We start from the raw sequence: 18558 nt of genomic DNA on the forward strand, positions 1-18558 counted from the left end.
AGCGGGACCGCCTGCGCTTGTTGCCGAAGCTCACGAAAGGGCTTCGACAAAATCCTGATAGGTGAACTCTTTCTCCAGAGTGACCGTTCCGTCGAGTTCCCTGACGGCGATGGACGGCATCTTCACGCCGTTGAACCAGTTCTTCTTGACCATCGTGTATCCGGCCGCATCCTGCATCGACAGGCGGTCACCGGCTTTCAGCGGCTTGTCGAATTTGAACTCGCCGAAGATGTCACCGGCAAGACAGGACTTGCCGCAGACCATCCATTCCTCCGGTCCCTTGTTCGGCAGGACCTTCGCACTTTCACGGTAGATCAGCAAATCGAGCATGTGCGCTTCGATGGAGCTGTCGACGATGGCCAGATTCTTGCCGTTGTAGAGCGTATCGAGGACCGTGACTTCCAGGGTCGTCGATTTTGTGATCGCAGCCTCACCGGGCTCAAGATAGACCTGCACCTCGTTTTCGCCCGCAAAGCGCTTCAATCGCTCGGCGAACTTCTCCAGCGGATAGCCTTCTCCGGTGAAGTGGATGCCGCCGCCGAGACTGATCCATTTCATCTGGCGGATGAGATGGCCGAAGCGCTGTTCGATATGCCCGAGCATGCCGTCGAAGCGGTCGAAGTCGGCGTTCTCGCAGTTGTTGTGGAACATGAAACCGGAAACCTGATCGATCACCGTCGCGATCTGGTCCGGTTCGTGTTCGCCAAGGCGCGAGAAGGGCCGCGCCGGGTCGGCGAGATCAAAGCCGGAGGTGGAGACACCCGGATTGACGCGCAGGCCGCGCACGTGGTTTGCCGACTGGCTCTCGAAGCGCTCAAGCTGGCCGATGGTGTTGAAGATGATCTTGTCGGATGATGAAATGACTTCGTCGATCTCGTCATCGGCATAGGCCACCGAATAGGCATGGGTCTCGCCCGGGAATTTCTCGCGGCCGAGCTTCACCTCGTAGAGCGACGACGAGGTCGTTCCGTCCATGTACTGGCTCATGAAGTCGAACACGGACCAGGCAGCAAAGCACTTCAACGCCAACAGCGACTTGGCACCTGAATTCTCGCGCAGCCAGGCAATCTTCTCCATGTTGGGAAGAAGCTTGGACTTGTCGATGAGGTAATACGGCGTGGAGATCATTTCATGCCCTTCCAGTGCCATGCGAAGCAGTCATTGGCAGCTTCGAAAACTTGAGGGGGCCGATTAGCTGTTTTCTGATCGGGGCTCAACGAAAAACCGAAGGAAAATTCAATTTTGTTCGGGACGTAACCGGCAGCTGATGCCGGCATTGATGGCCTCTGCCCCGTGGTGATAGGTTGGCGTCCCACCCGAACGGAACTTCCCGATGACCATAACGACACTTGGCTTTGATGCCGACGACACGCTTTGGCACAACGAACGCGTCTTCAAGCTGACAGAGGAGCGCTTCGCCGCCTTACTTGCCGAGTACACAGAGATTGACCACCTGGAGGAACGTCTGCTCGCCGCCGAGCGGCGGAACCTCAAGCACTACGGCTACGGCATCAAGGGTTTCGTCCTGTCGATGATCGAGACGGCAATCGAAGTGACCGATCAGAAAGTGCCGGCCTCGATCCTGTCCGAGATTCTCGATGCAGGACGGGACATGACCACGCATCCGGTTGAGCCCCTGCCCCATGTTGCAGACACCTTGCTCGCCGTGAAGGACGACTATCGCCTCATCCTCATCACGAAGGGCGACCTGTTCGATCAGGAACGCAAGTTGGCCGCCTCCCGCCTCGGCGAGTATTTCGATGCGGTTGAGATCGTCAGCGAGAAGACTGCCGCCACCTACGAGACGCTGTTTGATCGTCACGGCTCGGGTGCCGCATCAGCGATGATGATCGGCAACTCGGTCAAGTCCGACATCCTGCCGGCACTGGAGGCTGGCAGTCATGGCGTCCACGTTCCCTATGAAATCACCTGGGCAATGGAACAGGCGGAAGTACCCATCGGCGCGGACCGCTTCCACACCATTGCTCACCTGGGTGAACTTCCCGATCTGCTGCAGCGCCTGGCGCCCTAGCCTTGCAATCATGCTCCCGGCCAGATCAGCTCCAGCCGGATGCCGCCGGGCTCAGTGAAGATCATGTGCTTGCGCGGTCCCTCGCCCAGGACTTCGGGCATGAATTCAACATCGACGCCGGGCCAGCCCTGAACCCGCACTGCAAGTTCGTCCAGTCTTTCCTCGCTCTCCACCTGGAGTGCAAGGTGATGCAGCCCGACATTGTGCCTGCGATCGAACGGAGCGATGGGGCCGCTCCGATCCACCTGCCAAAGCGTCAGGCGGCAGGTTCCGTCAGAGACGGCCGTGCGCGGATAGGAAAGGTCGCGGCCACTTTCTTCCCACCCCAGAACCTCGGTGAAGAACGTCGTCGTCTCGTCCAGATCCCGGACTGCGAGACCGAGATGATTGATACCTGTCGTGGCAGCCATGAGTTTCCTTCCAGCGCGTTCGGGCAGCTTGCCGGATTGTTCCTATTGCGGTTTTTCGACAGGTCCTCCGGCCGTGACCCAGTCGTTGAACCCGTCCCTCACGTGGGCGCATTCAAATCCCATGTCGTTGAGCTGTGCGACGGTCAGAGCGGACCGCCATCCGGACGCGCAATGGAACAGGAACGTCTTTTTCTGACCGAAGATATCCTTGAAATACGGACTTTCCGGATCAATCCAGAACTCCGCCATACCGCGCGGGCAATGGAAGCTGCCGGGTATGAACCCAAACCTTTCACGCTCGCGCACATCTCGCAGATCAACGATGACCACATCCGGATCGCTCACCATGGAGATGGCGTCTGCAGTCTCGACCTCACGGATGCGCGCCCTTGCCCGCTTCACCAGCTCGGCGGACGAAACCTTCAGAGCTTCCATAATCAATGCTCCTCCTCATTTGCCAACGGACTGAATGTCACACCGTCCTAAGCTCGCCGGAATTCTACCAGCACATGGGGTATCACACGGTCCGGACGCACGACGTCGTAGAGACTCTCTCCGACCAGACGCAGGCCGCGGTCTTCGAAGCCTCGCCACTCGGAGGGTTCCAGCGGCCAGGGAGGCCCCTTGGCGTCTGCGCCTTCCAGGCGGGAGCGGCTGATCAGAAGCAGCGTACCACCGGGGGCCACAAGGCCGGCGAGAACGTCCATCGCCTCAGAGCGCATCGGCTCTTTCAGAGCCTGCAGTGTGTAGCATTCGTGCACAAGTTCAAAAGCATTGCGCCAATCAGACGGCAGGCTGAACAGGTCGCCAACGACATAATCGACGGCGCTTTTTTCAAACCGGCGGCGAGACCAGGAAATTGCTTCGGCTGCAAGATCGAAAGCCGTCGTCCTGTAGCCGGCATTGCTCAAAGCCTCGGCATTGTCCCCCAGACCGCAGGCAACGTCGAGCGCGGTGGCGCCTCTGCCGGGCCGGTTCGCCAACCAATCGTTCAAGGCCTGCTTGGGTTCAAGGTCGGCCCATGGTACGGCCGCTGCATCCCCTTTGGCTTGCCTGTAGACCGTCTCGAACCAGGTCTTGCGGTCCTTTGCGTCACCGTCCTTCGCACCGGTCAGTTCATCGAGCTTCCTGCGTGCCTCGTCGCGGCGGGCCAGGAACTCGGGTGTGTGGGATGGAGCAGGTCCGCCACGTTCCTCGCTCATGCCTTGCGCTCCCAGCCACCGGCACCGGTCTGCTGCCAGTAGGTTACTGCGAAGCCTTCCGCCTTCGCCTCCTTCCAGCGTTGACGCGCATCGGCAAGCGCCTCTGAATCATTGCCATCGAACATGTAGACGGCGCGGGTATAGCCGGCCAGAGGCGGCGGCGCTGCCCTGTCGACAAGGAAGCGCACGTCAGCGCGGTTCGGATTGTCGCCTTCCGCTGTCATATAAATGAGCTGTTCCTCGGCGTGACCGTCAGCCTTGGTGCCGTGGGGAAGAAAACTGTCGTCCTGAAATGTCCACAGGTGAGCATCGAGAGCGGCGCAGCGTTCCTCGGACCCCGCCTGCACGACGACGCGCCAGTCCCGTTCAAGACATTTCATCAAAAGAGGCGGAAGCGCCGCTTCCAGCGGTTGATGGACCAGATGATAGAAAAGTACCTCAACGCTCATTCCGAACCCGACTTGCCCTGTTCCTGTCTCGCGCCAGCCACCATCGGCACGGGTCATCATCCAAATAAATTGATGCGGCGACGCAACACTCTGACGGTTCGTGCATTGGACCACCGGTGATGCAGTTTACTTACGCGCCGAGTCGTATCATTAACCCTTCGCAAATGTCGATTGGTTACAGAACGTGCTCGGGGACGTTTTCGTGATTCTCGTTACGGAAACTGCGACGGACCGGGATCAAGACGGGACCGACGTTCGGGGGAAATAGATGATTACGCGTATCGTGGTTTTTTTCACGCTTGTATTTGCGATGGCCGGAGCAACCGCCGGGGTTGGACTGGTAGTGTCGGAAGAAGCGACCGCATGTCAGGCCTACAAGACCTGCTAGGTTAACGGGCTTCACAAGACAGGCATGAAAAACCCGCCGTTTCCGGCGGGTTTTCTTTTGCCGACCCTTTGGTCAGGCTTACCTTTCGTAAAACTCCGAGACCAGACGGTCCAGCAACCGCACTCCGTAGCCAGTCGCCCAGCTCTGGTTGATCTCGTTCTTGGGAGGACCAAAGGCAGTTCCTGCAATGTCGAGATGCGCCCAGGTAACGTCATTGGCGAAGCGCTGAAGGAACTGCGCTGCCGTAACAGACCCGGCCGTGCGCCCGCCGGTGTTCTTCACATCAGCATTCGGTGTGTCGATGAGCTTGTCGTATCCCTTCGACAGCGGCAGGCGCCAGAGGCTCTCGCCCGTGGCCTTGCCCGCGGCTTCCAGTTGACCTGCGAGCTCGTCGTTGTTGGAGTACATCCCGGCATTCAGGTGGCCAAGTGCGACGATCACCGCTCCGGTCAGAGTGGCAAGGTCAATCATGAAGGCAGGCTTGAAGCGGTCCTGCGTATACCAGAGCGCATCGGCCAGAACGAGACGGCCCTCGGCATCGGTGTTCAGAACCTCGATCGTCGTGCCTGACATTGCCGTCAGAACGTCGCCGGGGCGATAGGCATTGCCATCCGGCATATTCTCCACCAGCCCGATAACGCCGACAACATTGGCCTTGGCCTTGCGCGCCGCAACCGCGTGCATAAGGCCAGTCACTGCTGCTGCCCCGCCCATGTCACCGCGCATTTCTTCCATGCCGGCTGCGGGCTTGATCGATATGCCGCCAGTGTCGAAAACGACGCCCTTGCCCACGAAGGCGAGCGGTGCGTCGCCCTTCTTGCCTCCATTCCAGCGCATCACGGCAAGTCGCGGCGGACGGGCAGCTCCCTGGGCAACGCCCAGAAGCGCGCCCATCTTCAGCTTCTTCATTTCCTTCTCGGTGAGGATATCAACCTCGACACCGAGCTTGGTCAGGTCACTGGCAGCCTTGGCGAATTCCACCGGCCCGAGAAGATTGGGCGGTAAATTGACCAGATCCCGGGCGAGACAGACGCCATCGGCCACGCCTTCGGCAGCGGCCCAGGCCTTTTTCGCATCCTTGACGTTGGCCACGGCGAGCTCGAGCCGGATCATCTCCGGGCTTTCGTCATCTGCCTTCTTCGCCTTCGGCGCATCGTAGGAATAGGAACGGAGCTTCGCGCCCATGGCAACGGTCGCGCAGGCCTGCGCCGAAACGTCTTCTTCCGGGGTTATTTCAAGCAGGAGGGTTGCCTTGTCGGCTTTCGCGCCGGCCAACAGCCCCTGCACCGTTCCTCCAAGCTTGAGCCAGGCCTCGTCGGTCAGCTCCTCGGCTTTTCCGAGACCGACGACGATAAGACGATCCACCGGAATACCGGCCGGTGCAATCAGATCGAGACTGGTCCCGGACTTGCCGGTGAAACCTGCCACCTTTGCAGCCCTTTCGAAGCCGCCTTCCATCCCGGCTACAAACGCCTGGGTTTGACTTCCTAGAGCTAGCCCTTCGGCAGCCAGTATCATTGCAACACCCCCGGATGGTGCTCCGAGTTTGCCGAAAGAAACCTTGGTCAGCTTGGTCATTTGCTTTCCTGATAAGTCGTGGTGCATGTGCTACGCCGATCAGCGCGCAGGAGCTGCACGCGAATTCCACCTGATCATGGAGTGTTCCTCAAAACTCGGCAAGTGCGTCAAAATTAATCGCTATTTACCATGCTTGTTGAGGCGCCATTCACCAAAAACCGTGTTATTGCCATTTAGGAATTTCAACTTATGTGCCTTGAACAAATTGCGCAGCATTTGACCGCATGAAGATCCTGGAACGATACATCATCAAGCGCGCTTTCTTCGCCTTTGCCATGACCCTGGCGGCGATGACGGGGGTGGTGTGGGCAACACAGGCTCTGCGTCAGCTTGATCTCGTCACTTCCAAGGGCCAGACGATCGTTCAGTTCATCAGCATAACCATGCTTGCCATGCCGTTTCTGGTCGTGATCGTCGCGCCCTTCGCAATGATGATCGCTCTTATCCTCGTGTTGAACGCACTTTCCAGCGACAGCGAGCTCATCGTCATCAATGCCACCGGCGGCTCCCGCTTCCTGGTGCTGAAGCCCATCATGGTCTTCGCCATCTTCGTTTTCGCGCTCAGCGCCTCAATGTCGCTCTACGTCGCTCCGCTTGGCCTTGGTCAGTTGCGCGAAGAAATCGTCCGCGTGCGCGCAGACCTCATCGCGAACATCGTCAAGCCCGGGCGCTTCATCACCGTCGAGGACGGCCTGACCTTCCATATCCGCAACCGCTCGGGAAACGGGACTTTGGACGGGCTGCTTCTGCACGATACCCGCGAGGAAGGGACGGCCTTCACCTATCAGGCTGAAAACGGCCAGATAATCGAGACGGCCGGGCGGACACTTCTTGTCATGCAGAACGGAACGATCCAGCGCCGGCCGCAGGCAGATGGAGACATCTCCATCGTTCGCTTCCAATCCTACGCCTTCGATCTGTCGAACCTCATTCCGGAGGCCTCGGACCCGGTCTACAAGGCGAGCGAGCGTTCTACACTCAATCTTCTAAATCCCGACGCCGACGACGGATATGCGCTGCAGCATCCTGACAAGTTGCAGACCGAGCTGCATGAGCGCCTCAGCCAGCCACTCTATTGCCTCGCGTTTGCCTTGATCGTCTTCGCACTTCTCGGCCGCGCTCGAACAACCCGGCAAAACCGCTCTGTATCCATTCTGGGTGCAATTGTCGGCTGCATTTCCCTGCGCACCGCGGGTTTCGGCGTCACCGCAATCACCGGTGGCAGCGCGAGCCTTCTGGCATTGCTCTACGTCGTTCCCCTTTGCGGCATCGTGCTTTCTGCATGGGCAATCATTCGCGACGAACAGTTGCCATTGCCACGCCCGGTGACGGCGGCGATCGAAAACCTGTCCATCCTCATCGACCGAATTGGCGACCGGATCAACGGACGCAGCGCAAACGGAGCGGCCTGACGTCATGGTTCTTGGTCGCACTCTCACCCTCTATTTTTCAGGCAAGTTCCTGAAGTCGATCCTCGGGCTTTTTCTGCTTGCCGCCGTTCTGATCTTTCTTTTCGACGTTCTGGAACTGGTTCGCCGAGGCGGTGACAGGGAAGGCTTTTCCGTTCTCCGCGTCAGCCTGATTTCGCTGCTGCGTGTGCCTCTCCTCCTGGAGCAGGTTATCCCGTTCGCCGTTCTGTTCGGCTCCATCGCAGCATTTGTCGGCCTGAGCCGCGCACTCGAACTGGTCGTGACGAGGGCCTCGGGCATTTCCGTGTGGCAATTCACCATGCCTGCGATTGTCGTGGGACTGGCGATCGGAATTGCCTCCATCACCCTCTACAACCCCGCAGCTGTTTGGCTGCAACAGAAATCGGATGAAGCCGCTGCGGGACTGTTCGGGTCGGAGCAGGGCTTGCTGCTGCAGACCACCGGCGATGTCTGGGTCCGGCAGGATGGCCTGGACGGTGAATCCGTCCTGTTGGCGAAGCAATTGCTTGACGGCGGCAGTCGGCTTCAGGGCGTCACGATCTTCACCTTTGACAAGACCGGAACGTTCCAGGAGCGTATCGAGGCCAAGGAAGCGCGTCTCGGGAACCAGATCTGGTATCTGAGCGGCGCCACCGTTTACACGACCGAGCGCGACCCACAATTTTACGGCGCCTACGAGGTCAGTACATATCTTACCGCGACCGAGGTTCGGGAAAGCATCGGCTCACCCGAATCGATCTCGTTCTGGAACCTGCCGAGGTTCATCGACCTGGCGCGTAATGCAGGTTTGCCCGCGTACAGGTATGCCTTGCAATATCAAACCCTTCTCGCCCGTCCCCTGCTTTTGGCGGCAATGATACTGATCGCGGCGGCGGTTTCGCTGAGGGTTTCCCGATTTGGTGGACTTGGAGGTATGATTCTGGGTGGAATCATCGCCGGGTTCGTGCTTTACGTTCTATCTGAGCTCGCAAAGGACTTTGGCGGCGCCGGTATCGTGCCGCCCACGATCGCTGCGTGGGCTCCTGGAATTTTTGGAGTGCTTATGGGGCTGACCATCCTGCTGAACCAGGAAGACGGGTGACAAACGAGTGATCAGTTTATCCCCCTCTCTGCCGAGTTCGCATGTTCATGACGCCGTGCGCGGAAAACCAACCGCAGCGCGTTCCCTTGCACTCGCCCTGAGTCTCTCTGTCTCAGTCCTGTGTCTGACGTCTGCCCTGCCGTCCGTTCCGGCGATGGCTCAGTCCAGCCTTTCCGACTCCGTTGCCGGGCAGGTCAGCGACGACGCTCAGATGCTGCTGGAAGCCGCCGAGGTCACCTACGACTTCGACCGCGACATCATTTCCGCTTCCGGCAACGTTCAGGTCTACTACGACGGCTACACGGTCGAAGCCCGACAGATTATTTTCAACCGGGCAACGAAGATCCTGACCGCGCGCGGCGATGTTGTCATGACAGAGCCGGACGGAAACATCGTTCAATCCCAGGAAATGGTCCTTTCGGAGGATCTCGCCGAAGGTTTCGCGAACGCTCTTCAGGTGGATACCCCAGAGCGCACGCGCTTCATCGCACAGAAGGCGAGCCGGTCCGAAGGCAATGTCACGACCTTTGAGAACGGCATCTATACCGTCTACACACGCCCGACGAGTGCGCCGAACAAGCCACCGCTCTGGCGCATCCGCGCCGCCAAGATCGTGCATAACCAGCAGGAACGGGTGATCTATTACGAGAACGCCTCGTTCGAGTTGTTCGGCAAGCCGATCGCCTACGTGCCCTACTTCTCCATGCCCGATCCCACGATCAAGCGGAAGTCGGGCTTCCTGATGCCGACGGCGGTGATTTCAGATCGGCTGGGAGTTGGTGTCGCCGTTCCATACTATTGGGCCCTCAGCCCTCACTATGATCTGACGACAACGGTGACGCCGCTGAGCAAGCAAGGTGTGGTCGCCGACGCGAAGTTCCGCCATCGCCTCGTTTCCGGCTCCTATTCAATCGCAGCAGCTGGCCTGTTTCAGGCCCAGCCATCCGCTTTCATCGGCTCGAGCGGCGATGAACGTTGGCGCGGGGCTGTCAACACCACGGGCCGCTTCAGCCTTGCCGAGAACTGGAACTATGGCTGGAACCTCACCTACAAGAGCGACCGCGCCTTTCTGGAGGATTACGCGTTCACAAGTCTCGAAGGTGATGGCGAGACCTCCGAGATTTATCTTGAAGGAAATTCGCTGCGCAACGCACTGACCTTCCGTGCATACGCTTTCTCGATCTCTCAGGAAGACTACACCACGGACGGCACGAACGACCCGAGCGCTGCTTTTTCCTCTATCGGCCAGTCGCTTCAAGACAAGCAGCCCTTTGTCATGCCGGTCATCGACTATGACTATGTCTTCGATGACCCGATCGTTGGCGGAGAGCTGTCGTTCACCGGCAACTTCACATCGCTGACCCGCGCTGAAACGGATGCATTCCAGGCCACCGGCTCCAATGTCGACCGTTTCCGCGGTATCGATGGCACCTTCTCTCGCGTGACCCTTAAGGGCGACTGGCGCCGCACATTCATCGACCCGCTCGGTCAGGTATTCACGCCTTTTGCCTATGTCCGCGGGGACCTGTTTTTCCTCGCCTCAGCCGACAAGAACGTGAACGCACTCACCGGTGAATCCTTCGTCGGACGTGCGATGCCGGCTGCCGGACTGGAGTACAAGTACCCCTTCGTGGTGACGTTCGATGGCGGCAACCAGATCATCGAGCCGATCGCTCAGGTGATCGTGCGCCCGGACGAGCAGCGAATTGGAGAGCTGCCCAACGAGGACGCGCAAAGCATTGTGTTCGACGCCACCACCCTGTTTGACTATGACAAGTTCTCGGGCTTTGACCGGGCAGAAGGCGGTTCGCGGGTTAATGTCGGCTTGAGCTACAAGCTGCAACTGGAGGAAGGCTACTTCCTCAGCGCGCTCTTTGGCCGCTCCTACCACATCGCGGGTGAGAACTCGTTTGCGACGCCGGATATCCTCGGCACGACGCAAAACTCAGGCCTGGCGACGACCCAGTCAGATTACGTCGGCAGCGTCTACCTGGACACCCAATACGGCGTCAGGCTTGGTGCGCAGGCCCGCCTTGATGACGAGGATTTTCGGGTTCGCCGTTTCCAGGCGCAAGCCACCGGCACTTATGGACCGGTCGTATCGACACTTGCCTATGCCTTCCTTGGCGCACAGCCTGATCTCGGGATCAATGACCCGCGTGAAGAAATCCTGGGCTCTGCCAGCCTTCGTCTTCAGGACAACTGGCGTGTCTTCGGCTCGCTACGGTATGACATGGAGAATTACAACATGGTCCAGGACGGCTTCGGCCTGGGCTATGATGACGAAGGGTTCTCGCTGTCCCTGTCCTACTCGGAAGACCGCAGCCGCAACAACGGCCAAGAAGTGGACCGTACGCTTTATCTGCGCATCGGGCTCAGAACAGTCGGCAATACGCAGCTGTCCACTGGCGTGGACTGAGGCCGGTCACGAGGTAGGCAGAACGTAAATTGCAGGGCGCCGGTCACACTTCCGACACATCGGAACGTGCAACTGGCGCTGAACCTTTGAAATTGCCGAGGGTTTGTGCAACATCTCGGATAGATAAGGTCAGATTACAGAGAACAGGCCGGTTTCCGGCGCGGACAGGAATTCAATGCGCTTCAAAGTCATTCCTCTCGTTTTGCCCCTTCTGTTTCTGGGGACGCCGCTTGCGACCGGTCCGGCGACGGCACAGACCTCCATCGAGGTCATCGTGAACGATGAAGCGATAACATCCTACGACATCAACCAGCGTGCCCGTTTGATCACGCTGACCCAGCGCACGAACAATGCGACCGCACGGCGGCTTGCCGAGCAGGAGCTGATTGACGACAGGTTGAAGCTGACCGAGGCCGAACGTATCGGCGTCAATGTGTCTGATGGCGAAGTCAACAACGCCTTCAACAACATCGCCACCAATGTTCGGATGACACCATCTCAGTTGTCGTCCGCTCTCAGCCGAGGCGGCGTCAATCCGCAAACACTGAAAGACCGTCTCAAGGCGCAGCTGGCCTGGTCACAGGTCGTTCGCCGTCGCTTTCAGGCGACCGTGAAGGTGACAGAATCTGACGTGATTGCAGCACTGAGAAAGTCTGAAAAGGCCGATCAGAACACGAGTATCGAGTATGATCTGAAGCAGGTCATCGTCGTTGTCCCGAAGAAATCAAACGGTGCATTCAAGTCCAAGCGGAAGCGTGAGAGCGACCAGATCCGCAATGCGGTATCAGGTTGCGACGGGATCGGCACCGTCTTGAGCCAGTATTCGGAAGTCGTCGTCAAGCCGGTCGGCCGCCGCCTGGAGACCGAGCTGCCGGAATCCATGCGCGATGACATCAGCAAGACGGAACCGGGACGGCTGACGAAGCCCCAGGAAACCGGTCGCGGCTACGAGATGATTGCCGTCTGCAGCAAGGAAGAAATCCAGTCCGACATTGCCGCACGCACCGAAATGGAAAACGAACTGAGGGCCAAGGAAGGCGAGGCGCTCTCGCGCCGCTATCTGATGGACCTTCGCCGCCGCGCAACGATCGTCGAGCGCTGATGCCATGGTTTCGGTCAAGACACCTCTCGCCGTCACCTGCGGTGAGCCTGCTGGCATTGGCCCGGACATCACCCTTCTTTCCTGGGTTGCCCGTCGAGACTTGGCTTTACCCGCATTCTATCTTCGCGGGGACCCGGGCTTCATAGGCCGCCGCGCCAGGCGCCTCGGTCTGGACGTACCGGTTCAGGTCGTCGAACCCGAGGAAACTGTCTCCTGTTTCGCCAAGGCCCTCCCCGTAGTTGCCACCGGCGATCCAATGGATGACATGCCCGGCGATGAGCGGGCAGAAACAGCTTCGTCCGTCATTGCTTCGATCGAAATGTCCGTCAGGGACGTTCAGGCGGGCCGGGCCTGCGCCATCGTCACCAATCCCATCAACAAGGCCGCGCTCTACGGTGCGGGTTTCACCTATCCCGGCCACACCGAATTCCTCGGTCATCTTGCCGATACACTCTGGTCGGGGGGACCCTTCCGACCGGTCATGATGATTGCCGGACCGGAACTCATGGTGGTTCCGGTCACGATCCATATTGCGCTCAAGGATGTTCCCACTTCCCTGACGCAGGAGTTGATCGTCGAAACAGCACGCATCACCGCGGCCGATCTGAAGCAACGGTTCGGCTTCGCGTCTCCACGTCTCGCCCTGTGCGGGCTGAACCCTCATGCGGGTGAGAATGGAGCTATGGGTACGGAAGAGCAGGATGTCATCATCCCGGCCATCGAACTGCTGAAGGCGGAGGGACTGGACGTTACCGGCCCCCTTCCAGCCGATACGATGTTCCATCCTGCCGCACGCAAGACATATGACTGCGCGCTCGGCATGTATCACGATCAGGTGTTGATCCCAGCAAAGGCGATCGGCTTCGACGAATCCGTCAACGTGACGCTCGGCCTCCCCTTCGTCCGGACCTCTCCTGATCACGGCACGGCCTACTCGCTTGCCGGTACGGGCAAGGCGCGCCCTGACAGCTTTGCCGCATCCCTGCGGATGGCTGCCGTCCTGGCGAACCCGGGGGCCATCTGATGGCGCAGATCGACGATCTTCCACCTCTGCGCGACGTAATTGCGACCCATGGTCTCGACGCCAAGAAATCGCTCGGGCAGAATTTTCTGCTCGACCTGAACCTGACCTCCCGCATTGCGCGTGCAGCCGCGCCGCTCGACGACTGCACGGTCCTGGAGATCGGACCGGGTCCCGGCGGCCTGACGCGCGCCCTTCTTGCAGCTGGTGCAAAACGGGTCGTCGCGATCGAAAAGGACACGCGGTGCCTGCCTGCCCTGAAGGAAATTTCCGACCACTACGGCGGACGCCTTGAAGTGATTGAGGGTGACGCGCTGAAGATCGATCCGGTCGCGATTGCAGGCGGAGACAAGATCAAGATTGTCGCCAACTTGCCCTACAATGTCGGTACCGAACTTCTGCTCGGTTGGCTCACCACGGAGGACTGGCCACCGTTCTGGACCTCTCTGACGTTGATGTTCCAGAAGGAAGTAGGCGAACGGATCGTCGCCAAGCAGGGGTCAAAGGCCTATGGACGGCTTGGCGTTTTGGCAGGATGGAGAACCACGGGCGGCATGTTGTTCGACCTGAACCCGAAAGCCTTCACGCCGCCTCCCAAGGTCACATCTACCGTCGTTCAACTGATGCCGCGGGAAAACCCGCGGCCCTGCTCTCTCAAGATGCTGGAAAAGGTCACGGCCGCCGCCTTCGGCCAACGCCGCAAGATGTTGCGTGCATCCCTGAAGTCGCTTGGAGGGCCTGCCGAAGAGCTGATCGAGGCTGCCGGGCTTTCCCCGACCGCCCGCGCGGAGGAAATCGACATCGAGGGATTTGTTCGCCTCGCGAACGCTTACGAGAAGACCCGCGGCTGAGGCCGCATCGCCCGTCCTACCCTTCCCGCCCCTTCAGCTCGTCCTGCAGGTCGGCGACCATTCCGTCCATCAGCTTGGCGACGGCACCCGAGCGCTTTTGCTTCAGCCGCTCTGCCTTCAGGATCGCCTTGACGTTCTGGTAGGCCCGCTCAAGGTCCTCGTTGACCACGACGTAGTCATACTTCGACCAGTGCCGCATCTCTCCGACGGCGGTCTCCAGGCGGCGCATGATGACCTCTTCCGGATCCTCACCGCGGCCACGCAGACGCGCCTTCATTTCGTCGATGGACGGCGGCAGGATGAAGACCGAGACAACATCTTCCCGCATCTTGTCATAGAGCTGGAAGGTACCCTGGATGTCGATATCAAACAGAATGTCCTTGCCGCTCTCAATCGTGTTCTCGACCGGGCCACGGGGCGTCGCATAATAGTTGCCGTGCACCTCGGCCCATTCCAGCAACTCACCCTTGTCCTTCATTTCCTCGAACTGCTCACGCGTCCGGAAATGATAATGAACGCCATCGATCTCGCTCGAACGACGCGGCCGGGTGGTCACGGAGATGGACAGATCCAGGTTGCTTTCGCGCTCCAGCAGCATGCGTGCAATCGTGGACTTGCCTGCGCCTGATGGTGAGGACAGGACCAGCATGAGGCCGCGACGTTCCTGCTCCGCCTGATCGGCACTGACCATGGTTCCCCTGATGGGTTTGGCGTCGCTCATCTGGTCACTCCAGGTTCTGGATCTGCTCGCGCATCTGGTCGATCACGGACTTGAGATCGAGACCGATGGCAGTCAGCTCCACATCATTCGACTTGGAGCACAGGGTGTTTGTTTCGCGGTTGAATTCCTGGGCCAGGAAATCCAGCCGCCGGCCGATTGCTCCACCGACACCGAGCAATTCGCGCACGGCGTCCACATGCGCGTGAAGCCGGTCGATTTCCTCGCGAATGTCGGCCTTCGTCGCCAGAATTGCCGCTTCCTGATGAAGGCGCTGCGGATCCAGCGCGCCGCCGGCAGCATCCAGCAATTCGGCGACCTGCGCTGCAAGGCGCGCCTTGATGGCATCAAGCTGGCGCGACGGCAGGGCCTCGGCGCGGCGTGTCAGGTCGGCGACCGTATCGACCTGACCGGACACGAGCCTTCCGATTGCCGTTCCCTCGCCGCGGCGCATGGAAACAAGTTCATCAAGAGCACGGTCAAGGGTGACAAGGAGCTGCTCGAGCATGACTGCCCGGGTTGCCTCGTCGTCTTCCTGATCCTTGAGCTCGAAGACCCCCTTCTGGGCAAGGATGCCGTCGAGGGTAGGCGGCGGCACGTCCGGCAGGCGCTGACGCAGGAGATCGATCGCGGACAGAACAGACTCCAGTGCCGTCTCGTTGACCGTCAGCCGTGCTTCGCCTTCGTCCCGCTTCATGGACAGGCCGACGGTAACGTTGCCGCGCTTCAAGTGCCTTGCACACCGCTCGCGGATCTTCTGCTCCAGCTCTTCCAGACCTGTGGGAATGCGAATGCGAACGTCGAGGTTTTTGCCATTTACGGAACGCAGTTCCCAGGTCCAGCGGACCACGCCTGCTTCACCCTGGACACGGGCGAACCCGGTCATGCTGGCAAGAGCCATGATGTTCTCCAATCAGTTGGACTCGGAAGCGTCCGTCGCGGTGTCGCGCTCGGCGGCGCGCCGTTCACGCTCGATCTTGCGCCACTTGCGAACATTCGCCTGATGTTGCTCGTAGGTTTCGGCGAAGACATGACCACCGGTCCCATCGGCAACGAAATAGAGATCCTTCGTGCGGGAGGGATTGGCGACCGCTTCCATGGCAGCACGGCCCGGATTGCCGATCGGTCCGGGCGGCAATCCGTCGATCTGGTAGGTGTTGTAGGCGTTTTCTTTCCTCAACTCGGACTGCTTGATTGCCGAGCGGTCCTCCAGCCAGGCTTCACCGCCATGCAGACCATAGAGGATCGTGGGATCCGACTGCAGGCGCATGCTCCGGTTCAGGCGATTGACGAAGACACCGGCAACGCGCGGCCGTTCATCTGCCTTCGCCGTTTCCTTCTCCACGATGGACGCCAGTATGACCAGCTCTTCCGGCGTTTCGACCGGCAGACCTTCGCTCCGGCGCGCCCAGATGTCGGCCAGCAACTTGGACTGTGCGGCTTTCATCTGCTCGACGATCTGCTGACGGGTCGTGCCACGTGTGAAGGCATAGGTTTCAGGCAGCAGTGCGCCTTCCGGCGGAATATCGGTAATGTCTCCGACAAGGACCGGGTTTTCCTGAATACGCCGAATGATCTGCGCAGTCGTCCACCCCTCCGGAACGGTGACAGCATGCGTGACGGCGTTGCCCTCAACGAGGTCCGTCATGACCTCCTTCATGCTGACGCCCGCCTTGAAGGCATATTCACCAGCCTTCAACTTGGTGGCATTCTTGTAGAAACGCACACCGGCATTGAAGAGGAGTTCGTCGATCAGCGTGTCCTCGATCACGTTCTGCGCCTTGAGGCGAGCAGTGATGCCGGACAAGCCGGAACCGGAGGAAATGATGACCGTGCTGTCTTCCTTCAACGGTCCGGCTTCTTCGAAAGCCGACTTGCCGAAGTAAAGGGCTGCGCCTGCGCCGATCAGGGCAAAGACAGCCAGCGAAATCACCATGTTGATGAGGATGACAATCGGATTGCGCACGTGGCGCGAGCGGGGCGGAGGACCGGGTGCAGGCTCGGGCTGGATCGCTTCGCGCGGGCTTTTGGGCTTGATGCGCATCTAGACCTTCCTTCAAACGGCACCGGATGGTGGACCCGGTATCAACCTCGGCGCAGCTCTACCGAACCTCTTGGCACAAGTAAGGCGCTGCCGGATAAAGATCGCCGCCACGGCCAGACCGTGACGGCGAAACGTCATTTGAAAGAGCCGTTAATCGGCGACTTTCCTGAAGACCAGTGACGCATTCGTGCCGCCGAACCCGAAGGAGTTCGAAAGAGCGACATCGATATTCATCGACTTGGGCTTGTGCGGAACTAGGTCGATCTCCGTCTCGACGGACGGGTTGTCGAGGTTGATTGTCGGCGGCGCGACGCTGTCGCGGATCGCAAGCACCGAGAAAATCGCCTCAATGGCTCCGGCGGCACCGAGGAGGTGCCCGGTGGATGATTTCGTCGACGACATGGTCAGGCGGCTTGCCGCCTCACCGGCCAGACGCGTGATCGCGCCAAGCTCGATTTCATCACCAAGCGGCGTCGAGGTGCCGTGCGCATTGACGTAGTCGACATCTGCGGCAGCAATACCCGCACGCTTGAGCGCAGCGTCCATGCAGCGATAGGCGCCGTCGCCGTCGGAGGACGGTGCAGTGATGTGGTAGGCATCACCGGACATGCCGTAGCCGACGATCTCAGCGTAAATCTTCGCACCGCGCGCCTTGGCGTGTTCGTATTCCTCGAGAACGACGACGCCAGCGCCCTCGCCCATCAGGAAGCCGTCACGGTCCTTGTCATAAGGACGGGATGCACGGGTCGGATCGTCGTTGAAACCTGTCGAGAGCGCGCGGCAGGCTGCGAAGCCGGCGAGCGCCAGACGGCAAACAGGGGATTCGGTTCCGCCAGCAACCATTACGTCGGCATCGCCGAAGGCAATCAGGCGTGATGCATCACCAATGGCGTGCGCGCCCGTCGAACAGGCGGTTACGACCGCATGGTTCGGGCCCTTGAGACCGTGGCGGATAGAGACATAGCCACCGGCAAGGTTGATCAGGCGTCCGGGAATGAAGAACGGACTGACACGGCGAGGCCCCTTTTCCTTAAGGATGTAGGCGCCCTGCTCGATACCCTGAAGGCCACCGATGCCGGAACCAATCAGAACGCCTGAGCGGATCTGATCTTCGTATTTTTCGGGCTTCCAGCCGGAGTCGGCCATCGCCTGATCCGCGGCCGCAACCGCATAGACGATGAAATCGTCGACCTTGCGCTGCTCCTTGACGTCCATCCAGTCATCAGGATTGAACGCCCCTTCTTCAGAAGCATCACGCGGGATCTGAGCTGCGATCTGGCACGCCAAATCGCTAACCTCGAAATTCGTGACCTTGCTGGCCCCGCTCTTTCCGTCGAGGATATTTTTCCAAGAGGCATCGACGTTTCCGCCCAGCGGAGACACCATGCCCAATCCGGTTACGACTACTCGCCTCATGAACCCGCGCATTTCTTGCGGGCAGGACGGCGCAAGGCCGCCTGCCCGTTTGTATCGTCAAGAAGACCGGCGATTAGCCAGCGTTCTTTTCCAGGAACTTCACAGCGTCACCAACCGTCAGGATGGTTTCAGCTGCATCATCCGGAATTTCTACACCGAATTCTTCTTCGAAAGCCATGACGAGTTCAACGGTGTCGAGGCTGTCTGCGCCCAGATCGTCGATAAAGCTTGCGCCTTCCACAACCTTTTCCGCGTCCACGCCGAGGTGCTCGACAACGATCTTCTTAACACGATCCGCGATATCGCTCATTTTCTACTTCCTTGAGTTTACAAGTCTTACTATGCGCCTCCGGATCCGCCAGCCTTAAGGCCGGGCTCCGGAATTGCAATTCTCACAAGTCACGCAAATCTGCCATC

At 59.5% G+C, this 18558-nt stretch carries 18 protein-coding genes; 7 read left to right on the plus strand and 11 right to left on the minus strand.

Features of this window, described 5'->3' with window-relative positions; translation table 11 throughout:
- Positions 1-30 precede the first annotated feature (30 nt).
- Positions 31-1128, minus strand: coding sequence for a carboxynorspermidine decarboxylase (locus ACN0SY_RS01920; protein WP_417684070.1), 1098 nt, complete (start codon positions 1126-1128; stop codon positions 31-33).
- Positions 1129-1333: 205 nt separating this feature from the next.
- Between ACN0SY_RS01920 and ACN0SY_RS01925 the strand changes: the two genes are divergently transcribed.
- Positions 1334-2032 carry an HAD family hydrolase gene (locus tag ACN0SY_RS01925; protein WP_417684071.1) on the plus strand — a complete coding sequence of 233 codons (699 nt, stop codon included), beginning with the start codon at positions 1334-1336 and terminating at the stop codon, positions 2030-2032.
- An 8-nt stretch (positions 2033-2040) separates the two neighbouring features.
- On the opposite strand, the gene ACN0SY_RS01930 is transcribed toward ACN0SY_RS01925, so the two are convergent.
- The 5 genes from ACN0SY_RS01930 to ACN0SY_RS01950 form a co-directional block, all read right to left on the minus strand.
- Complete coding sequence (locus ACN0SY_RS01930) at positions 2041-2442, minus strand: VOC family protein (protein ID WP_417684072.1); 402 nt, start codon at positions 2440-2442, stop codon at positions 2041-2043.
- A gap of 42 nt (positions 2443-2484) precedes the next feature.
- Positions 2485-2877 (minus strand): rhodanese-like domain-containing protein, encoded by a 393-nt coding sequence (locus tag ACN0SY_RS01935; RefSeq protein ID WP_417684073.1) that lies wholly within the window; start codon positions 2875-2877, stop codon positions 2485-2487.
- A 47-nt stretch (positions 2878-2924) separates the two neighbouring features.
- Positions 2925-3644 (minus strand): class I SAM-dependent methyltransferase, encoded by a 720-nt coding sequence (locus ACN0SY_RS01940; protein ID WP_417684074.1) that lies wholly within the window; start codon positions 3642-3644, stop codon positions 2925-2927.
- A complete protein-coding gene (locus ACN0SY_RS01945; RefSeq protein WP_417684075.1) occupies positions 3641-4093 on the minus strand; it encodes a DNA polymerase III subunit chi in 453 nt (150 codons plus the stop codon). The genes ACN0SY_RS01940 and ACN0SY_RS01945 overlap by 4 nt, the downstream gene beginning before the upstream one ends.
- Before the next feature lie 466 nt (positions 4094-4559).
- The gene (locus ACN0SY_RS01950) at positions 4560-6059 is read right to left on the minus strand and encodes a leucyl aminopeptidase (RefSeq protein WP_417684076.1); all 1500 of its coding nucleotides are present in this window, start codon (positions 6057-6059) and stop codon (positions 4560-4562) included.
- A gap of 224 nt (positions 6060-6283) precedes the next feature.
- Here ACN0SY_RS01950 and lptF point away from each other — a divergent pair, with 224 nt between their 5' ends.
- The 6 genes from lptF to rsmA all read left to right on the plus strand — a co-directional run bounded on the left by lptF (position 6284) and on the right by rsmA (position 13963).
- On the plus strand, positions 6284-7471 hold the full coding sequence (lptF, locus tag ACN0SY_RS01955) for an LPS export ABC transporter permease LptF (RefSeq protein WP_417684077.1): 1188 nt from the start codon (positions 6284-6286) through the stop codon (positions 7469-7471).
- Positions 7472-7475: 4 nt separating this feature from the next.
- The gene (gene lptG, locus ACN0SY_RS01960; protein WP_417684078.1) at positions 7476-8570 is read left to right on the plus strand and encodes an LPS export ABC transporter permease LptG; all 1095 of its coding nucleotides are present in this window, start codon (positions 7476-7478) and stop codon (positions 8568-8570) included.
- 7 nt (positions 8571-8577) lie between these two features.
- Complete coding sequence (locus tag ACN0SY_RS01965) at positions 8578-10989, plus strand: LPS-assembly protein LptD (protein ID WP_417684079.1); 2412 nt, start codon at positions 8578-8580, stop codon at positions 10987-10989.
- 175 nt (positions 10990-11164) lie between these two features.
- On the plus strand, positions 11165-12091 hold the full coding sequence (locus tag ACN0SY_RS01970; protein WP_417684080.1) for a SurA N-terminal domain-containing protein: 927 nt from the start codon (positions 11165-11167) through the stop codon (positions 12089-12091).
- A gap of 4 nt (positions 12092-12095) precedes the next feature.
- On the plus strand, positions 12096-13115 hold the full coding sequence (gene pdxA / locus ACN0SY_RS01975) for a 4-hydroxythreonine-4-phosphate dehydrogenase PdxA (RefSeq protein ID WP_417684081.1): 1020 nt from the start codon (positions 12096-12098) through the stop codon (positions 13113-13115).
- Positions 13115-13963, plus strand: a complete 849-nt coding sequence (gene rsmA, locus ACN0SY_RS01980) for a 16S rRNA (adenine(1518)-N(6)/adenine(1519)-N(6))-dimethyltransferase RsmA (protein WP_417684082.1) — start codon at positions 13115-13117, stop codon at positions 13961-13963. The genes pdxA and rsmA overlap by 1 nt, the downstream gene beginning before the upstream one ends.
- A 16-nt stretch (positions 13964-13979) precedes the next feature.
- On the opposite strand, the gene gmk is transcribed toward rsmA, so the two are convergent.
- The 5 genes from gmk to ACN0SY_RS02005 form a co-directional block, all read right to left on the minus strand.
- Positions 13980-14684, minus strand: a complete 705-nt coding sequence (gmk, locus tag ACN0SY_RS01985) for a guanylate kinase (protein ID WP_417684083.1) — start codon at positions 14682-14684, stop codon at positions 13980-13982.
- Between the two features lie 4 nt (positions 14685-14688).
- Positions 14689-15582, minus strand: a complete 894-nt coding sequence (locus ACN0SY_RS01990) for a YicC/YloC family endoribonuclease (RefSeq protein WP_417684084.1) — start codon at positions 15580-15582, stop codon at positions 14689-14691.
- 12 nt (positions 15583-15594) lie between these two features.
- Positions 15595-16725 (minus strand): endolytic transglycosylase MltG, encoded by a 1131-nt coding sequence (gene mltG / locus ACN0SY_RS01995; RefSeq protein ID WP_417684085.1) that lies wholly within the window; start codon positions 16723-16725, stop codon positions 15595-15597.
- A 150-nt stretch (positions 16726-16875) separates the two neighbouring features.
- The gene (gene fabF / locus ACN0SY_RS02000; RefSeq protein WP_417684086.1) at positions 16876-18141 is read right to left on the minus strand and encodes a beta-ketoacyl-ACP synthase II; all 1266 of its coding nucleotides are present in this window, start codon (positions 18139-18141) and stop codon (positions 16876-16878) included.
- Between the two features lie 73 nt (positions 18142-18214).
- Complete coding sequence (locus ACN0SY_RS02005) at positions 18215-18451, minus strand: acyl carrier protein (protein WP_417667997.1); 237 nt, start codon at positions 18449-18451, stop codon at positions 18215-18217.
- Positions 18452-18558: the final 107 nt, after the last annotated feature.

The organism is Roseibium sp. (assembly GCF_048261595.1).
Classification (GTDB): Bacteria; Pseudomonadota; Alphaproteobacteria; order Rhizobiales; family Stappiaceae; genus Roseibium.